16 protein-coding genes and 2 pseudogenes are annotated in these 16,264 nt (G+C 66.2%); 4 read left to right on the plus strand and 14 right to left on the minus strand.

The features are described 5' to 3' along the window. Nucleotides 1-34 precede the first annotated feature (34 nt). Complete coding sequence (locus tag ACQY5A_RS06560) at nt 35-1,513, plus strand: glutamate--cysteine ligase (protein ID WP_428339577.1); 1,479 nt, start codon at nt 35-37, stop codon at nt 1,511-1,513. Between the two features lie 68 nt (nt 1,514-1,581). On the opposite strand, the gene ACQY5A_RS06565 is transcribed toward ACQY5A_RS06560, so the two are convergent. Continuing rightward, nucleotides 1,582-2,766 carry an RNA-guided endonuclease InsQ/TnpB family protein gene (locus tag ACQY5A_RS06565; protein WP_428339578.1) on the minus strand — a complete coding sequence of 395 codons (1,185 nt, stop codon included), beginning with the start codon at nt 2,764-2,766 and terminating at the stop codon, nt 1,582-1,584. Nucleotides 2,767-2,872: 106 nt separating this feature from the next. On the opposite strand from ACQY5A_RS06565, the pseudogene ACQY5A_RS06570 reads away from it, so the two are divergent. The 3 genes and pseudogenes from ACQY5A_RS06570 to ACQY5A_RS06580 all read left to right on the plus strand — a co-directional run. Continuing rightward, nucleotides 2,873-3,205: pseudogene (locus ACQY5A_RS06570) on the plus strand (methyltransferase domain-containing protein); the annotation flags it as partial. Nucleotides 3,206-3,378: 173 nt separating this feature from the next. Next, nucleotides 3,379-4,095, plus strand: coding sequence for an alpha/beta fold hydrolase (locus ACQY5A_RS06575; protein ID WP_428339579.1), 717 nt, complete (start codon nt 3,379-3,381; stop codon nt 4,093-4,095). Between the two features lie 128 nt (nt 4,096-4,223). Beyond that, nucleotides 4,224-4,562, plus strand: a pseudogene (locus ACQY5A_RS06580) (SAM-dependent methyltransferase); the annotation flags it as partial. Here the strand turns inward: ACQY5A_RS06580 and ACQY5A_RS06585 are convergent. The 13 genes from ACQY5A_RS06585 to ACQY5A_RS06645 all read right to left on the minus strand — a co-directional run bounded on the left by ACQY5A_RS06585 (nt 4,559) and on the right by ACQY5A_RS06645 (nt 16,188). Beyond that, a complete protein-coding gene (locus tag ACQY5A_RS06585) occupies nt 4,559-5,203 on the minus strand; it encodes a hypothetical protein (RefSeq protein WP_428339581.1) in 645 nt (214 codons plus the stop codon). The pseudogene ACQY5A_RS06580 and the gene ACQY5A_RS06585 overlap by 4 nt on opposite strands. Nucleotides 5,204-5,307: 104 nt before the next feature. After that, complete coding sequence (gene egtE, locus ACQY5A_RS06590; protein ID WP_428339582.1) at nt 5,308-6,444, minus strand: ergothioneine biosynthesis PLP-dependent enzyme EgtE; 1,137 nt, start codon at nt 6,442-6,444, stop codon at nt 5,308-5,310. Continuing rightward, complete coding sequence (egtD, locus tag ACQY5A_RS06595; RefSeq protein WP_428339583.1) at nt 6,441-7,406, minus strand: L-histidine N(alpha)-methyltransferase; 966 nt, start codon at nt 7,404-7,406, stop codon at nt 6,441-6,443. Before egtD ends, egtE begins: the two co-directional genes overlap by 4 nt. Before the next feature lie 2 nt (nt 7,407-7,408). Next, nucleotides 7,409-8,104, minus strand: a complete 696-nt coding sequence (gene egtC, locus ACQY5A_RS06600) for an ergothioneine biosynthesis protein EgtC (protein WP_428339584.1) — start codon at nt 8,102-8,104, stop codon at nt 7,409-7,411. Then, nucleotides 8,104-9,381 (minus strand): ergothioneine biosynthesis protein EgtB, encoded by a 1,278-nt coding sequence (egtB, locus tag ACQY5A_RS06605; RefSeq protein WP_428339925.1) that lies wholly within the window; start codon nt 9,379-9,381, stop codon nt 8,104-8,106. Before egtB ends, egtC begins: the two co-directional genes overlap by 1 nt. Nucleotides 9,382-9,407: 26 nt before the next feature. After that, nucleotides 9,408-10,685, minus strand: coding sequence for an ergothioneine biosynthesis glutamate--cysteine ligase EgtA (gene egtA / locus ACQY5A_RS06610; RefSeq protein WP_428339585.1), 1,278 nt, complete (start codon nt 10,683-10,685; stop codon nt 9,408-9,410). A 120-nt stretch (nt 10,686-10,805) separates the two neighbouring features. Continuing rightward, on the minus strand, nt 10,806-11,468 hold the full coding sequence (locus tag ACQY5A_RS06615) for a sensor domain-containing protein (protein WP_428339586.1): 663 nt from the start codon (nt 11,466-11,468) through the stop codon (nt 10,806-10,808). A 15-nt stretch (nt 11,469-11,483) separates the two neighbouring features. Continuing rightward, entirely contained in the window at nt 11,484-11,906 is a 423-nt protein-coding gene (locus ACQY5A_RS06620; RefSeq protein ID WP_428339587.1) for a hypothetical protein, read from the minus strand. A 60-nt stretch (nt 11,907-11,966) separates the two neighbouring features. After that, a complete protein-coding gene (locus ACQY5A_RS06625; protein WP_428339588.1) occupies nt 11,967-12,149 on the minus strand; it encodes a hypothetical protein in 183 nt (60 codons plus the stop codon). A gap of 112 nt (nt 12,150-12,261) precedes the next feature. Next, entirely contained in the window at nt 12,262-12,633 is a 372-nt protein-coding gene (locus tag ACQY5A_RS06630) for a hypothetical protein (RefSeq protein ID WP_428339589.1), read from the minus strand. An 81-nt stretch (nt 12,634-12,714) separates the two neighbouring features. After that, the gene (locus ACQY5A_RS06635; protein WP_428339590.1) at nt 12,715-13,857 is read right to left on the minus strand and encodes a DUF4185 domain-containing protein; all 1,143 of its coding nucleotides are present in this window, start codon (nt 13,855-13,857) and stop codon (nt 12,715-12,717) included. A gap of 7 nt (nt 13,858-13,864) precedes the next feature. Next, nucleotides 13,865-14,920: an aspartate-semialdehyde dehydrogenase gene (locus ACQY5A_RS06640; RefSeq protein WP_428339591.1), complete on the minus strand. Its 1,056-nt coding sequence runs from the start codon at nt 14,918-14,920 to the stop codon at nt 13,865-13,867. Nucleotides 14,921-14,922: 2 nt separating this feature from the next. Then, complete coding sequence (locus ACQY5A_RS06645; protein WP_428339592.1) at nt 14,923-16,188, minus strand: aspartate kinase; 1,266 nt, start codon at nt 16,186-16,188, stop codon at nt 14,923-14,925. Nucleotides 16,189-16,264 lie beyond the last annotated feature (76 nt).

Consider the following 16,264-nt stretch of genomic DNA (forward strand, 5'->3'; position numbering starts at 1 on the left):
GCGCTGCACCGAGCAAACCGGTTGCATCAGCGTTGTGGGCGAAGACCTCAAGCGGACCACCTACACGCGGGTGGACCGGCAGGAGTACCGACGCAAGGTGCAACTGTGCCTCGATGTTTTCGAGACGATGCTCGCGCAGTCCAGTTTCGAGCTCGATCGCCCACTCACCGGCATGGAAATCGAATGCAATCTGGTCGACGACGCCTACCAACCGGCGATGACGAATTCGGACGTATTGGCCGCTATCGCCGACCCGGCGTATCAGACCGAATTAGGCGCATACAACATCGAATTCAACGTGCCGCCGCGCCCGCTGGCCGGCGACACCAGTGAGCAACTGGAAGACGAAGTGCGGGCCAGCTTGAACGCCGCCGAGACCAAGGCCAACGCCGACGGCGCCCACATTGTGATGATCGGGATCCTGCCGACGCTGATGCCCGAACATCTCGCCAGCGGCTGGATGAGTGAGTCGGCGCGCTATGTGGCGCTCAACGACTCGATCTTCAAGGCCCGCGGCGAGGACCTACAGATCGACATCGATGGGCCCGAACCACTCAGCACGAAGTCGACATCGATTGCACCCGAATCCGCTTGTACCAGCACGCAATTGCATGTGCAGGTGTCGCCGGACGACTTCGCCACCACCTGGAATGCCGCACAGGTACTGGCCGGACCGCAGCTCGCGCTGGGCGCCAACTCGCCCTACTTTTTCGGCCACCACTTGTGGTCGGAGACTCGCATCGAACTGTTCGCGCAGTCCACCGATACGCGGCCCGACGAGTTGAAAACCCAAGGGGTACGGCCACGGGTGTGGTTCGGCGAACGCTGGATCACCTCGATATTCGACCTGTTCGAGGAGAATGTCCGCTACTTCCCGTCGCTGCTACCGGAGGTGTCCGACGAAGATCCGGTCGCCCAACTCGAAGCCGGACATACCCCGCATCTGGCGGAATTGCGGTTGCACAATGGCACGGTCTACCGGTGGAATCGGCCGGTGTACGACGTGGTCGCGGGGCGGCCACATCTACGGGTGGAGAACCGGGTGCTGCCCGCCGGGCCGACCGTCATCGACATGCTCGCCAACTCGGCCTTTTACTACGGCATGCTGCGCGCGCTGTCCGACCAGGACCGCCAGGTCTGGACCAAGATGGACTTCGTTGCAGCCCAACGTAATTTCACCGAGGCTGCCCGGCGTGGCATGCAAGCAGAACTGCACTGGCCGGGCTTCGACACGATCGGTGCCGCGAAGTTAGTGCTCGACGAACTGCTGCCGATGGCGTACGACGGGCTGGACCGTTGGGGCGTGGCCGCCGAGATCCGCGATCGGTTGCTCGGCGTGATCGAAGGCCGCGCCCGCGCCCGTAGCAACGGCGCGAGCTGGCAGGTCGCCGCCGTGCGGGCACTGGAACAACGCGGTCTGGCCAGGCCAGCCGCCCTGGCCGAAATGTTGCGGTTTTACTGCGACCACATGCACAGCAACGAGCCCGTCCACACCTGGGACGTCCCGGAGTAGGTTGGAGCACATGGCAATTGACGTCCTCCTGTGGCTGAAGCCAGAGGATTCCAACCCACCCTCACTACCTAAGCGGCAGGAGAACGCAGTTGAGGTTCACGGTTCGTAGACCGGCTGATGCCGAGGTCTCCCCGTGCTGTCACCGCCCGTCCGGCGGCGATGTTGCGTGCTGCGTTGACGTCGGCGTTGCACGGTCCTGTAGTGCAGGCTTGGCACTCGAACACCGCTTGGCTCTTGCGGTTTCCGGGAGCGACATGCCCGCACACCGAGCAGCGCTGCGACGTGTAGGCGGCCGGGATCTGCTCGACCCGACCATAGGCTTTGTGCTGCAACCGGGTGGCGAGCAGACCCCAGCTACTGCGGCTGATGCCCCGGTTAAGCCCGCGTTTTTGGGCAACTCGGTGGCCGGGCTTCTCGACAGTTCCGCGTGCGCTGCGCGTCATGGCCCGCACATCGAGGGCTTCGATCCGAATCGTGTCGAAACGACCCGCTATCTCGGTGGAGAGTTTCTCCACCCAATCCTTGCGCCGGGCGGACTCTTTGGTTTTCAGTTTCGCGATTGCCAGCTTTGTGCGAGCGCGCCGATTCGAACCGCGCCGCGCGCGGGCCAACCGACGCTGCAGCACCCTCAACCGGATCGCCTCACCGCGGCCCAGGCCGGGCACATGCAGCAGCTCTCCGGTGGACAGAGTCGCCGCCACCGTCACCCCGCGATCAATGCCCACTATCGAGCCATCACCTGGACCAGCGATCGGCTCTGGCACGGCCGCGAAGGCGATATGCCAGCGCCCGATACGGTCACAGGTCACCCGGTAGGACTTCACCCCCTCCGGCACCGGGCGGGTCAGGCGAAACCGCACCCAGCCGATCTTGGGCACCCACACTCGCCCGAAGCGCCGGTTGAGCCGCTCGATATGCTGCGCCTTGACTGCGACTTGCCGGAATCCTTCGTGCACACCGGCTTTGCGCCACCTCGGGCGCCGGTGCGTGCCGTCGAAGAAGTTGCGCATCGCCTGCGCGAAATCCCGCAACACCTGCTGCTGCACGGTCTGAGAACCCGCCGCCAACCACGCGTATTCGGTGCGCGCCGCCGTCAACTGCGCACACTGCTCGTTATAGCCCGGCGCCCGACGGCCCAGCTGCCAATGCTGCTGCTGCTCGACCGCCAGATTCCACACATACCGGGCATGACGGCAATGCCCGGCCAACACCGCCGTCTGCTCAGCAGTCGGAAGCAACCGATAGCGCGACACACCGAAAACCTAGCCCCGACTACCGACACCACATCGAAAGGAGAAGCGGCGCTTCCGCCCCCGGCTAAAGCTAGGCGTTTCCACGCCGCAACAAACCAATGAAGTGATGGATTGGGATAGCGCATATCGTGAGGAGGGTGCGTTCGAGGGGCCGCCGCCGTGGAACATCGGCGAGCCGCAACCCGAATTTGCCGCGCTGAGCGCAGCAGGAAAGTTCCGCAGCGATGTCCCCGACGCCGGATGCGATTACGCCGAGTTGTCGCTGGCGCTGGCGGCCGACGGCTACACCGTCCACGGCGTCGACCTCACCTCGACCGCTGTCGCCGCGACCAAAGCAGCTCAGTAGCGCGGGCTGAGCACCGCCACATTCGAGCAGACCGACACAACCGCGTTCGGCGGGCACGACGGCCGCTTCAACACCATCGTCGACAGCACGCTGCTGATTCACCTGTGATCCTGATCTTTTGGAGCCTTCGGCCGCAGTTCAGCCCCAATGCGCGTGCGCGTGATTTGTCGGTGCTGAAGACCAGGCCGTCGAGCCGCCGTCAAGCCAGGTCGGCCTGACGCTGTTTTCACCTGCCGAAAGGAATATGGGGCTCTACGCTCACCGGCATGGCGACTTTCGCTTTAGTGCACGGTGCATGGCACGGCGCGTGGTGTTGGGAGCGGTTGACTCCTTTCCTCCAGCAGGCAGGACATCAAGTCGTCGCCCCCGATCTGCCGAGCGACGACGGGTCTGCGGACTTCGATGCTTACGCGGATTTCGTTTGCAACGCTCTTCGCGGATGTGACGACGACGTGATGGTGGTAGCTCACTCGTTGGGTGGTGCCACAGGGGCCTTGCTTCCGGCTCGGCGGCCGGTGCGGCATTTGGTGTATGTGTGCGCCACACCCCCGGAGGGCGGAATCGGCCTGTTTGATCAATGGCAGACGCAGCCCGACATGATTAGTACGGAATTTGCGGATGGATGGCTCCACGGATTGAGTGAGCCCGACGCGCAATTGCGGACTGTGTGGTTAGACTTCGATTTCGTCCGGACGGTGTTCTACGCCGACTGCGACGAAGCGACTGTGGCCGCAGCCATCGAGCATCTGCGACCCCAGTCGGGACACCCGTGGACGATGCCATGCTCGCTGACCGAACACCCTTCGGTGAGCAGTACCTCCGTGGTATGCAGCGAGGATCGGCTCGTCAACCCCGCATGGTCGAAGCGGACAGCCCACAACATTGGCGCAGACATCGTAGAGCTGCCGGGGAGTCATTCACCGATGCTTTCAAGGCCGCAGGCGCTCGCTGAGGTGCTGTTGCGTTTAGCTGACGGGAATTAGCGCGGCCCCCGCCGACAACTCAATGCGCCAATAGTCGGCTGTCGGTGTCACGAGCCGGTGCAGGCTGCTACGCGGCACGATTCGCAACTTGACCGGGTTGACCGACATATCCGCCACCCAGACGCATCAGCACGCTGTTCCACTCGCTGCCGATCGAGGGCCGCGACGGCTATCTGCAAGCGGTGCATCGGGCCGCCGCCGACGGGGCCGGCTACTTCATGTTGGTATTCGCCAAGGGCGCGTTCCCGGGCGAGTGGGAGCAGAAGCCCAACGAGGTCGACGAGGACGAATTACGTTCAGCGGTAAGCAAATACTGGGAGATCGATGAGATTCGGCCGGCGTTCATTCACGCCTTCATTCCGCCGGCGCCGCCGGATTCCGAAGTGCCGATGCCCGAGCACGAGCGCGATGAAAAGGACCGGATGAAGTTGCCGGCGTATCTACTGTCCGCGCACAAGGTCGGCTAAGGCGTGAGTGCGGTGGACAGTTCTGAAAAAGCTGTCCCGAAAAGCGAGAAATCCCCGAACGGCGTGATGAACAGGTCCGAAGTTCCGGCGTCGGCTCCGCTGGGAATATCGATCCACTCGTTTTCGAAACCAAGGCCGAAGTTGGCGAGGTCGATCTGTGTACCGGCCGGCGCGAAAAAGGTGACACTGGTACCAAACGCGGTGAAACTCGTGCTCGTCAGATAATCGTCGTTGGTGAAGGACCCGATCGTCGTCTCGGTGTCTGTGCCAGCGAAACCATTTACAAACGTCGTGTTGGTCGTAAGGTCAAAGATCTTCCAATTCTCGGCTCCGGTCACTTCGTCGATGAGCGGCGGGTATCCCTCGACCTGCTTGGGAATGAAAGTCGCGGTATCGGGCGTGAAGTCATAGTCGTCGGCGAAGGCGACCGCCATCGGCAGGAACGCCGCCGCGAGCAAGCCACCGGTGAGTGCGCTAATCGTGAGCATCGCACAGCGTTGATTGGTGTTCATTTCTTCCCCTGATCTATCTGAAAGCGGGATAGGAATCGGGACAGTGCGGAAGAGCGCGGTCGAGCTACTCAACTTTGCTGTGAAAAAGCTGAGGGCACTTACGCTAAGCAGCGCCGCATTGGTTGTCAATACCGGTTTAACAGGTAAAACAGACGGTATTCACCTGAGATCTTACTGAGACTTGCGGAGCCCTCAGGGTCGCCCGTCACGCTGCCTGCGGGATGCGGGTTTTGCTACACGTGCGCACTAGCGTCGGCGAGCGCCGCCACGAAAATCTCCAGATCGTCGTGAGTGGTGTCGACGTGCGGCGAGATCCGCAGCACCGGGCCGGTCAACTCCAGGGGTGCGCGCTGAACCGTCACAGCTGTCGTCACGATCCGGCGCTCGGCGATCAGCCACCCGCGGACCTTCTGCGGGTCGGTCCCATCGACGGGCGCCAAGGTCGTGATGGCACTCGGCTCGTCGACCGCCTCGACCACCCGCCACCCCGGCACGTCCGCGAGGACGGTCCGGCTGACCCGCCCCACCTCCGCCAGCCGGGAACGCACGGCGGTTGGATCCGCAGCCAGATGCTCACCGATCGCGACTGAAAAGCCGACTCGCGCAGCCACATTGGCCTCGCCGAGTTCAAGTCGGTCGGCTTTGGACAACGACCCGGCCCATTCCTTCGGTGGCAGCCGGGGCTGCAGCCGCTGCATCAACGTCGGCCGCACGGCCAGCACGCCGACGCCGCGCGGTCCGGCCAGCCATTTACGCGACGACGCATAGATCGCGTCCACACCGCCCACCGTGCAGTCGATCTGCCCGAGCGCCTGCGCGGCATCGACGATGAGCGGAAGCCCCAATTCACCACATATACTTGCCATTTCGGCCAACGGCTGCACCACGCCTCGGTGACTCGCGACGGCGGTCAGGTGGACCAGATCCGGTGGTGCGGCGGCCAGGCTGATCGCGGCCTCCTCGACCACCACCCGGCCGTCGGCATCCGTCGGCAGCGTCTGGCGATCGAAGCCATGCACGCTGATCAGCGCCAGGTTGGGTCCGTACTCGCCGGGAAGACAGGCCAGCGTCCGGCCACCTGCCGGCCAACTGGACAGCAGCAAATCCAGTGCGTGCTGCGAGCCGGTGGTGAACACGGCCTGTGCGTCGGGCATCCCGGTGAGCACGCCGACCGCAGCGCGACCGGCGTCGAGCACCGGTGTGGCCGCCTCGGCCGCCACGTACCCACCGACCTCGGCTTCGTGTCGCGCATGCCGGGCGGCCGCATCAAGCACGGCGAAGCTCTGCCGCGAGCACGCAGCACTATCCAGGTGTAGCCCGGCGGCTGGCGGGCGGGCAGCCCGCCAGGCCTCGGCCAGGCCGGCGTTCACTTGACCGACAACGACAACCCGAAATCGCCGGCCGCGTCGGTCCACCACTGGGTGAGCCGTAGACCCGCCCGCGCGAGTTCGTCGGCGACGCCTTCGGCCCGGAATTTGCACGACACCTCGGTGAGGACCTGTTCCCCCGCATCGAAGTCGACGGTCATATCCAGCGCCGCGATGTGAACCCGCTGCGCCAGCTCGGACCGCAGCCACATTTCCATCCGCTCATCGACCGCGTTCCAGGTGGCGACGTGGCGGAACGCGTCGACGTCGAAGTCTGCGTCGAGTTCCCGGTTGATCACCGCGAGTACGTTGCGGTTGAACTGGGCCGTGACTCCGGCCGCATCGTCGTAGGCCGCAACCAGCCGCCCGGTGTTTTTGACCAGGTCGGTACCCAGCAGCAGGCTGTCGCCGGGCTGCAGCGCCGCAGCCAACCCGGCCAGGAACTCCGCACGCGCAGCGGGCTTGAGGTTGCCGATCGTCGACCCCAGGAACACGAACAGCCGACGGCCACCGTTCGGGATCTCGGCCAGGTGTTCCTCGAAATCGCCACAGACGGCGGCAATTTCGATACCCGGGTATTCGCCTTGGATCGCCTCAGAGGCTGCCGACAACATACTCGCATCGACATCGAACGGGACGAACCGCCGCAGCGCTCCCCCGTCACGCAGGGCATCGAGCAGCACCCGGGTCTTTTCCGACGTTCCGCTGCCCAACTCGACCAGCGTGTCGGCGCCGGCGACGGAGACGATCTCCGCGGCACGGGCACGGAGGATCTCCGCCTCGGCCCGGGTGGGGTAGTACTCCGGCAGGCGGGTGATCTGATCGAACAGGTCGCTGCCCACCGCGTCGTAGAACCACTTGGGCGGCAGAGACTTCGGTGAGCTCTGCAGTCCGGCGCGCACGTCACGGCACAAGGCCTCGTACGCCGAGTCAGCGGCCAGGTGGTTGGACAACGTCAGCGTCATCACTATCCCTTCGTTGGGTTCAAATCGGTCATGGTCACCCGCTCGGGGGTGACCTCGACGAGGTGGCGGTCGGGGACGTCCTCCCAGCCCGGCTGGTCGTCATAAGGCTCACTGGCCAGCACCAGTCCGTCATCGCGGCGCAGGATCGACAGGGTGTCACCCCAGGTGGTGGCCAACAGCCGAGATCCGTTGGCCGCCAGGATGTTCAGCCGGGCGTCAGGGTCGGCGGCACCTACTTCGGCGATCGTCTGGCCCAGTGAGCCGACGCCGCGAGTGAAAATCAGGGCCGCGAGAACAGCGCTGTCGCAAGTGGATTCGGCGGATGCGCTGGCCGGCAGCACGTCGCGGTCGACGACACCGTTGTGCGACAGCAGCCACTGCCCGTCGGTGAACGGCGCTGTCGCACTGGCTTCGATCGGCATACCGACAGTAGCTGAGCGCACCGCGGCGACCACGCAGTGACTGCGCAGCGCCGGTGCGATGGAATCGAAAGAAACATCCCCCCACAACGGTGCGGGGCTGCGCCAGCGCCGCGGCGTGGCGCCGTCGAAAAAACCCACGCCCCAACCGTCGGCGTTAAGCAGGCCGTGCTTTTGCCGACGCGGGGCATACGACTGCACCCGAAGTCCGTGCGGCGGGTTGAGCACCAGGGAGGACACCGAGGTTTCGCGTCCCAGCCAGCCGAGGTGGCGGCACATCAGGGGGAGCCCCCCGGGTCTGCGTCGTCGACGGACCACGCCAGCCGGACCCCGGAGAAGATCTGCCGGCGGTACGGGTGATCCCAGTTGCGGAAGCTGGGCCGCACGATTCCTGACTCCACCGCCCACGATCCGCCCCGCAGCACTCGGTAGTCGCCGCCGAAGAACGGCTCCGAATAGCGCTGGTAAATCATCGGTGTGAAGCCCGGCCACGGCTCGAGCTGGGAACTGGTCCACTCCCACACGTCGCCGAGCATCTGCTCGACCCCATAGGCCGATGCGCCGCCCGGATAGGCGCCGACCGGCGCCGGGCGCAGCGCGTCCCCGCTGAGGTTGGCATGTGACGGTGACGGCTCCTCGGCGCCCCAGGGAAATCGACGACGCGCGCTGCGCTGCGGGTCCCAGGCGCACGCCTTCTCCCACTCGCGTTCGGTCGGCAGCCGCGCTCCGACCCACGCCGCGTAGGCCTCCGCCTCGAAGTAGCTGATGTGCTGAACCGGTTCGTCGGCGGGAATGTCCTCGACATGACCGAACCGGGTCCGGGTCTGCCCGTCGGCATGCCAGAACTGCGGTGCGGTCAGGTCGGCGTTTTCGCGATGCTCCCAGCCACGCGACGACCACCACCGCGACTGCGCATAACCGCCATCGCCGACGAACTGCTGCCATTCGCCGTTGGTGACCGGAACTCGGCCGATGCGGAATGCCGGTACGTCGACCACGTGCGCGGGCCGTTCGTTGTCCAACGAGAACGGCTCGTCGGCCGCGTCGACGCCGAGCACGAACGGTCCGCCGGGAACCAAGACCGACGTTCCGGCGAGCCCGACCCGTCCTGGCGGCGGGGTGCGAGTCTCCAGCAACAGTGCTGGACCGCTACGCAGATTCAGCGCCTGCAGCATGGTCTCGTCGTGCTGGTTCTCGTGGCTGACCACCAGTCCGTAGACGAAGTTGTGCTCCGCCTCGTCGGGAAGCCGATCGAGCGCGTCAAGCGAAGCCGTCCGCACCGTCCCGCAGTAGCTGCGGGCCTGATCCGGGGACAGCAGCGGCAGGTCGACTCGGCTGGCGCGGGGGTGCACGAAGGCGTCGTAGAGGTGTTCCACGGCGCCGGACAGGATGCCGGGCCGACCTGGATTCCCGCCGCGCAGCAGCCACAGCTCTTCTTGTTGGCCGATGTGCGCCAAGTCCCAGACCAGCGGGCTCATCAGCGGGTCGTACTGGCGATGCAGTTCCGCGTCATCGATATCGACCAGGCGCAGTGTTCTCGTCCGGGCCCGGTGCATATCGCGGACCAGCCCTTCGCGTGGCGTCACCGCACCCCTAGGGCCAGGGCGGTCACTGTCGCTGCGATGCCGCTTTCGACTACCCGGTCGGAGAAGTCGTCGGCCGGGCAACGACCCTGTTCCACCGCTGCGGCGAGACGCTGCATGCCGTCGCTCAATCCGGCGGGTACGCGCTCAGCGGCGATGGCGACGCACTGATTGGCGGCCGCATAGATCCGCTGGTCGTCCAGCCCGATCCGGGCGGCGGTGTCCCAGGCGGTGGCCACGGGTTCGACCGCTTCGGCCGCCTGGTCCGTGGCGACCGGGTCGTCGAGCAGGGTCACGATGGTGAACACCACCGCCGGCCAGATGTCGGCCGGCAGGCTGTCCAGGTAGCGGATTTCCAGCCACTGCCGCGGCCGCACCGGCGGAAACAGCGTGGTCAGGTGGTATTCCAGGTCGTGGCGGGTGGGCCGGCGCCCGCCGAGCAGTTCGCGGCCGTCCGCCCAGTCGGCGAACGGCACGCGATGGGTGACTGGTTCGGCCTCCGGAGAATGCACCAGCATCACCGGCGCCTTGAGTGCGTAACGCGCCCAGTCGGTGCCGGGATCCTCGCCACTGGCGGTCAGGATCGGCCCGCAGCGTGCCGAGTCGAGCTGGCTCCAGACCCGCTGCCGAGACGAACGCCATCCGCAGAACTGGCCGCTGAGCAGAGGTGAGTTGGCTGAGATCGCCACCATCACCGGTCCGAGCGCGTGCGCCAGCTGGACCCGGGCGGCCCATCCATCGCGCGGCCCGGCGTCGAGGTTGACCTGCACCGACGCGGTCGAGGTCATCATCGCCGCGCCCGCGGCGCCGGTGTTGCTTGCCGTGAAGAACTCCTCCATCGCGCGGTAGCGCGGGCCCGGGTTGATCCGCTTGGCCGGGCGCAGTGGGTCCGCCCCGAGCGACACCAGACCCAGGCCGGCGGCGTCGAAGGCCTTGCGCAGTACGGCCTGATCGCCGGCCATCGCCTCGATTGCGCCCGCCACTCCCAGCAGGGGCGGCCCGGAGAGTTCGACGGCGCCGCCGGGTTCGACCGTGACGAGACTTTCGCCGGGCATGGCCGGCAGCGAATCCAGGATGCGGGTGATCTCGTCCCAGCTCGGGCGGCGCTGCGGATCGGCCGGGTCGAAGCAGTGCGCCTCGATCTCCAGACCGACCCGTCCCACGGGACCGTCCGCCAAACAGCTGTCAGAGATGAACTGCGCCGCGGCCGAAGCGCTGGCAAATTCGCCGTCGGCCAGGCGCGCGGGATCCACCTGCGACGCGACGGCAAACGCCATGATCGGAAATCCCTTCGGGCCCGGACCGTCGGCTGCGCTGGTTGCGCGCGGCTACCCGACGATAGTCACAAGACTCATCTACCAGGTGGCACGGACATATTCCTTCGCGTTCCCCGACGGCTACTGCCCGAGCGCGTTTTGGATAGCTCCGGCCAGCACATTCACCGCCGGACCACCGTTACCGGACTGACAGACTTTGGCTTGCAGCAGCACGTTTTCCCGCAGACGGGTCTGGATGAAACATCGCCGGTCCGTTCCGGCCTCCTGCTTGCTCCACGACGCGTCGGCGGCGGCCGCCGGACCACCGTCAAACGACCACTCCTGCGTCGAGCCGTTGTCCAGGTGCATGGCAGTGGTCTGGCCCGAGCAACCGACCGTGCGGTCCACCACGCGGTGGAACGCGGCGCCGGCCGCCGCGCCGGTGGCGAACACCCCGACCGCCTGTTTGACGAAGTGCGTCTGGTCGGTCGGTGAGGTCTGCGTGCTCGCGCCGTTGAACGACGCCAGGTCGGGATCGTTGTAGACCTCGGGCAACCCGATGTCGGCCCAGTTGTTGCACGCCGGGTTGTCGACGAAGAATCCCTGGAACGGCTGGTTGAACAGCGACTCGTCCCGCATCGGGCCGCCGACGATGTTGCCCACCGATCCCTTACCCAAGACGGCGTAGCTCACCACGCCGGGATCCGATGGCCGCGCCGACGCGACCGGAGCAGCCAAAGTGGCCGCGACACAGCCGACTGACGCACCGAATGCCAGTGCGACAGCGGAGATCTGCCTAGTCATCGCCGATGGACGCCGCTACGGCGAGTAGGTCGGCGGCGGCGGAGGGGGCGCTTCGGGACCGCCGTGACCACCGTGACCGCCAGGCCCGCCCGGACCCATACCCGGACCCCAGGGACCCCACGGACCACCGGGTCCCGAACCCGGCGGGAACGGGCCACCCGGGAACACCACCCACGGCGGCGGACCGTCGGGACCGGCCGGCGCATCCGGGGCGAACATCCCGTGGTGGTGATGGCGGTACTGCGGACCATGTCCGGAGACCTCGGCACCCGCGAAGAAGACGACCGCCAGCACGAACACGGTACCCGCCACAATCACCACCCACGCCGCCACTTGATACAGCCGGGCGTTCCGCGCTACCAGCGCCGGCGCAGCAGCTGGAGCGACCGCGGGTGGGCCAGGAGGTGGCTGGATCGGGGGTTCGGGTGCTTGGGTCATCTCTAGATCATGCCCAGGCGCGGTCCGACCATCAACCAACCGCGCTCGCGAGTGTCCTTCCTAATATCCGAGCACCCACACGAATTTGAGGATGACCACGGCGATGAGCGTGAGTCCGGCAACGATCGCCACCCAGGCCGCTACCTGGTAGAGCCGCTCGGATTGCGGCGAGGGAGCCAGAATCGGCGCGGGGGGCGCGGCCGGAGGGGGCGGCGGGGTAGTCGGGTCAGGAGTCTCGCTCATACCCGCATAATGCCTCAGCTCCGAGCCGTCCGCGACTGCTCCGTTACCGGGGTGGGGTACCACAATGAAGAGCCCGGCGCCCCTGAGGACGCCGGGCTGGTGGAAAGTCGGGCTACGAGTGCGCCGGAGCCAGCGACGGAGCGACCGATTCCGGCATCTGCGACGGTCCGGGACCGCCGGAGCCGCGGTGGAATTCGCCCTGGCCTTGGTGGAATACGGCGCCCTGGTCGTGGTGGCCCGGACCGCCCGGGCCACCCGGGCCACCCGGGTGCATGTGGTGCCAGCCGTGGTGATGGCACTTGTGATGTCCCAGGTGGGCGATCTTGAAGCCGGTGAAGAAGACGCTCAAGACGATGAACGTGATGCCGGCGACGATCACGACCCAGGCCGCCAATCGATAGAGCCAATAGGGCTTGACCGCTACCGCCGCCGGCTCCGTGGCGACTGTGGTCGGTGTGGTTGGGGTGTCAGGTGTTTCGCTCATACCTGAATGATGCGGTGGGTACAGATAGCTCCAGCTAGGTACACCTTATGAAACAGCTATGAGCCGCGGCCTCGATGAGTTTTAATTCGGCTCCGACCAGGGTTTGAGCGGGTTCACCGCAAACTGGATCACCCGGTACGGCGAGCGGGCCCGCGGGTCGGTGTTGTGCCACTGGCTGACGAACACCCGCACCTCGTCCAGCGTCGAGCCCGGCGAAATGTATCCGCCATACGGCTGGGCCAGCCGGTTGTCGTGCGGCGACGGCAGGCTCTCGGCGGGTTCGGGCCAATCGTCGTGCTGGACGACGGTGGTGACCGGCGCGCCGGCCAGCGAGATCGGGTCGTCGGCCACCCGCACTTCCATGTTTCCGGTGCTCGAGTTGAAATACGACAGCACCGACTTGCCGTCGATCTGGGTCAAGCTGACCTCACCGATCATGTCGCCCCACAACGGTGTTGGCGGTCTACCCCAGCCGCCGTCCGGACCGGGCGCCCAGCCCTGCCAGCGGGAGCGGTCGCCGAAGTTCTCCGGCGCGACGCGGTAGAGCACCATCGGCTGGCTGCGGTCGAAATTGTCGGCGACGATATACACCCAACCGGTCTGCGACTCCGGCGTCGGTATCGGGTCGTAGTAGCCGCTGATCTGCGACTGCCTGCCGGCCGCGTAGTCGGCGTCGCGGACCGAACCCGGGACCGTCTGCCAAAGACCTTGCGCGGCTTCGGCTTTCACCAGCCGCGAACTCTGTGGAACCAGGTCTCTGGTGGTGGTGATCAACACGTAGTTCTGCCGGTTGATCTGCACGACGCCGGCCGGCAACTGGGACGCCCCCGCCGGCGTGGGCTCGGCCAGCAGCGGTTCGGTGACTCCGGTGACCCCGGTGTATTTCACCCCGTCGGGATCGTCCACCGACGGCGTGTCCACCCGCAGTGCGATCGGCGAGTAGTAGCCACCGAACCCGACCCCCTCACCGGCAAAGCTGTCCCCGCACACCTGGACCACCTGGGTGGGGAATTCCAGGAACACGCACAGATCGGTTGCCCCGATGCCATAGTCGCGAGTGGGTGTTCCGGTACCCGCGGCCGGACCGATGCGGATTACCTCACCGGGTGCCAGGGATGGGAGTACCGGTTGCGGCATCGGGGCCGGCGGATCGGCGTGCGCAAGCGAAAGCCCTTGGCCCGCAAACAAGACGGCGACCACGAGTGAGCGACGGGCGAGGCTCACCCTCGAATCACAACTGCGCGGCGAGCAGCTCGGCAATCTGAATAGTGTTCAATGCCGCGCCTTTACGCAGATTGTCGCCCGAGACGAACAGCGCCAGCCCGCGGCCCTCCGGCACACCGGGGTCGCGCCGGATCCGGCCGACGAGGGAGTCGTCGACTCCGGCAGCGGCCAGCGGCGTCGGCACGTCGACCACTGTGACGCCCGGTGCACGGGAGAGGATCTCACGAGCCCGCTGCGGGGAAAGCGGTTGGGCGAATTCAGCATTGATCGACAGGGAGTGGCCGGTGAACACCGGTACCCGCACACAGGTCCCACTGACCAGCAGGTCGGGAATGCCCAGGATCTTGCGGCTCTCGTAACGCAGCTTCTGGTCTTCGTCGGTTTCACCGGAGTCGTCGTCGACGAGCTTCCCGGCCAGCGGCACGACGTTGAACGCGATCGGTGCGACGTACGCCTTCGGCTCGGGGAAGTGCAGCGCGCGGCCGTCCTGCACCAGTTCTTCGGCGTCGTCGATCACGGCGCGAGCCTGCTCGGCCAGCTCGGCCACCCCGGCCAGTCCGGTGCCGGAGACGGCTTGATAGCTCGACACGATCAGACGGACCAACTGCGCCTCGTCGTGCAGCACCTTGAGCACCGGCATCGCGGCCATCGTCGTGCAATTGGGGTTGGCGATGATGCCCTTCTGGAGGCGTGCTATGCCTCGAACATCCCTGTCGAAGTTGACCTCGGAGACCACCAGTGGCACCTGGTCGTCCTTGCGCCAGGCCGACGAGTTGTCGATCACGGTCACGCCGGCCGCGGCGAACCGCGGCGCCTGCACCCGCGACATCGCCCCGCCGGCGGAGAACAGCGCGATGTCCAGGCCGCTCGGGTCGGCGGTCTCGGCGTCCTCGACCTCGATCTCCTGACCGCGGAACGGCAGCTTGCGGCCCTGCGAGCGAGCCGACGCGAAGAACCGCACGCTGGTGGCCGGGAATTCGCGCTCCTCGAGCAGCCTGCGCATCACCTGGCCCACCTGGCCGGTAGCACCCACGATGCCTATCGACATCCGATTCGCGCCCATATCTATCGTCCCGTCCCCGCATACACCCTGGCCTCCTCGGCACCGCCGAGGCCGAATGCTTCGTGTAACGCGACAACGGCCTTGTCCAGTTCAGTGTCGCGGCACAGCACCGAGATCCGGATCTCCGAAGTCGAGATCAGGTCGATGTTGACGCCGACCTGGGCCAGCGCCTCGCAGAACGTGGCGGTGACGCCGGGATGACTGCGCATGCCGGCGCCGATCAACGACACCTTGCCGATGTGATCGTCGTAAAGCACTTGGCTGAACCCGATTTCGTCCTTGAGCGCGTCCAGCTTCTCCACCGCGGCCGGTCCGCTGTCGCGGGGGCAGGTGAAGGTGATGTCGGTCTTGCCGTTCTCGACCTTGGAGACGTTCTGCAACACCATGTCGATGTTGACGTCGACATCGGCGACCGCACGAAACACCTTGGCGGCGTAGCCCGGATAGTCGGGGATGCCGACGACGGTCACCTTGGCCTCGCTGCGGTCATGTGCGACGCCGGTCAGGATGGGCTCTTCCATGGGTATGTCCTCGATTGATCCGGTGACGATGGTGCCGGGCCTGTCCGAGTACGACGAACGCACATGCACCGGGATGTTGTAGCGGCGGGCATATTCCACGCAGCGAAGCATCAGGACTTTCGCTCCGCAGGCCGCCATTTCGAGCATCTCCTCGAAAGTGACCGTGTCCAACCGGCGGGCGTTGGGGACGATCCGCGGGTCGGCACTGAAGATCCCGTCCACGTCGGTGTAGATCTCGCAGACGTCGGCGTGCAGCGCTGCGGCCAGCGCGACGGCGGTGGTGTCCGAGCCGCCGCGACCCAGCGTAGTGACATCGCGGGTGTCCTGGCTGACTCCCTGGAACCCGGCCACCAGCACGATCCGGCCCTCGTCCAGCGCTGCCTGCAGCCGGGTCGGGGTGACGTCGATGATCTTGGCTTTGCCATGGGCGCCGGTCGTGATCACACCGGCCTGCGAGCCGGTGAAGGAGCGGGCCTGCGCGCCGAGCGACTCGATGGCCATCGCGACCAGCGCGTTGGAGATCCGCTCGCCGGCGGTCAGCAGCATGTCCAGTTCGCGCGCCGGCGGGGCCGGGCACACCTGCTGGGCCAGATCCAGCAGGTTGTCGGTGGTGTCGCCCATCGCGGAGACGACCACTACGACGTCGTTGCCCTGTTTCTTGGTTTCGACGATGCGTTCGGCGACGCGACGGATCCGGTCGGCGTCGGCCACCGAGGATCCGCCGTATTTCTGCACGACGAGCGCCACTGTTGCTCTCTCAAGTCAGGAAGGTACCGGTCGGTAATAGTCGACCAACAGAATACTTGCGACAACGTCGAGCGTT

It is taken from the genome of Mycobacterium sp., assembly GCF_965277065.1.
Taxonomy (GTDB): Bacteria; Actinomycetota; Actinomycetes; order Mycobacteriales; family Mycobacteriaceae; genus Mycobacterium.

What these genes read in the sequence shown, in the direction of transcription:
- ACQY5A_RS06575 (WP_428339579.1), top strand. Translation starts at nt 3,379, where the DNA reads ATGGCGACTTTCGCTTTAGTGCACGGTGCATGGCACGGCGCGTGGTGT.
- egtB (WP_428339925.1), bottom strand. Translation starts at nt 9,381, where the DNA reads ATGCACCGGGCCCGGACGAGAACACTGCGCCTGGTCGATATCGATGAC.
- egtD (WP_428339583.1), bottom strand. Translation starts at nt 7,406, where the DNA reads ATGACGCTGACGTTGTCCAACCACCTGGCCGCTGACTCGGCGTACGAG.
- ACQY5A_RS06640 (WP_428339591.1), bottom strand. Translation starts at nt 14,920, where the DNA reads ATGGGCGCGAATCGGATGTCGATAGGCATCGTGGGTGCTACCGGCCAG.
- egtA (WP_428339585.1), bottom strand. Translation starts at nt 10,685, where the DNA reads ATGGCGTTTGCCGTCGCGTCGCAGGTGGATCCCGCGCGCCTGGCCGAC.
- ACQY5A_RS06625 (WP_428339588.1), bottom strand. Translation starts at nt 12,149, where the DNA reads ATGAGCGAGACTCCTGACCCGACTACCCCGCCGCCCCCTCCGGCCGCG.
- egtC (WP_428339584.1), bottom strand. Translation starts at nt 8,104, where the DNA reads ATGTGCCGCCACCTCGGCTGGCTGGGACGCGAAACCTCGGTGTCCTCC.
- ACQY5A_RS06620 (WP_428339587.1), bottom strand. Translation starts at nt 11,906, where the DNA reads ATGACCCAAGCACCCGAACCCCCGATCCAGCCACCTCCTGGCCCACCC.
- ACQY5A_RS06615 (WP_428339586.1), bottom strand. Translation starts at nt 11,468, where the DNA reads ATGACTAGGCAGATCTCCGCTGTCGCACTGGCATTCGGTGCGTCAGTC.
- ACQY5A_RS06630 (WP_428339589.1), bottom strand. Translation starts at nt 12,633, where the DNA reads ATGAGCGAAACACCTGACACCCCAACCACACCGACCACAGTCGCCACG.